This window comes from Streptomyces sp. MA5143a (assembly GCF_900290235.1).
GTDB lineage: Bacteria > Actinomycetota > Actinomycetes > Streptomycetales > Streptomycetaceae > Streptomyces.
Genome location: NZ_OLMK01000181.1, coordinates 1 through 875 on the forward strand (window position 1 = coordinate 1; position 875 = coordinate 875).

An 875-nucleotide genomic window follows, 5' to 3' on the forward strand; every position below is an offset into this window, starting at 1 on the left:
CTAGGCTGATCGGCACGGCGGGCAATGTGAGCATGCGCGACGGCGACCGGATCGCGGTCACCGCCACCGGCGCCGTCCTCGGACAGTGCACGCCCCACCAGGTGACGGTATTGGGCCCCGACGGCGGGACACTCGCCGGGAACCTCGAACCGACCTCCGAACAGGCGGTGGCCGTGGCGGAGGCACACGGGGAGCGGCTGTGCCGCGCCTACGCGCTGTGGGCACTGGGATTAGACGCCTGGATACGAGGCGACAACGCCGCCGCCGAACAGTCGACGCGTGCCGGACTGGAGATTCAACGGGGGTTCAACGACCCCATAGGAAGCGCGATGCTGGTGGGCCTCCTTGCCTGGATCGCCGGCTCATACGGCGACCACCGGATGGCGGCCCGCCTGGAGGGCGCGGCACGTTCTCTGTGGCGCGTCCTCGGCACGTCCATCGGCGCGTTCGGCCCTCATATTTCCCGGTTCCAGGCCCGCTTCGAGCAGGAAACCGTGGCGGCCCTCGGCCCGACGGCGTTCGAGAAGGCCATCGCGGAAGGCGGTCAGTACGACAGTCCGGCCTGTGCCGTCGAGTTGGCCCTGGTGGCGTCGGCCGACGCCCAGTGGAGTGCCTCAGTTGGCTCGTGTTCCCTGACGCGCCGGGAACTGGAGGTGGCCGCGCTCGTGGCGGAGGGCATGAGCAACCGGCAGATCGCCTCATCGCTCGACCTGTCACCGCGCACGGTGGACCGCCATATCGAGCACATCCTGGCCAAGCTCGGATTCCGCTCCCGCGCCCGGGTGGCTGCCTGGTGGGTGGCGAATCACCACCCACCAGGCACGCTTCCGTAGCGGAGCGCGGCCGGATCGCACCCCCAGTGGTGAGTCCGTTCG

The 875-nt window shown here is 69.8% G+C and carries 1 protein-coding gene; it reads left to right on the plus strand.

The genetic code is table 11. The annotated features are described in order from the left end of the window. Positions 1-833: LuxR C-terminal-related transcriptional regulator (locus SMA5143A_RS42440; RefSeq protein WP_258194096.1), on the plus strand; the 833-nt coding region annotated here is incomplete at its 5' end. Positions 834-875: the final 42 nt, after the last annotated feature.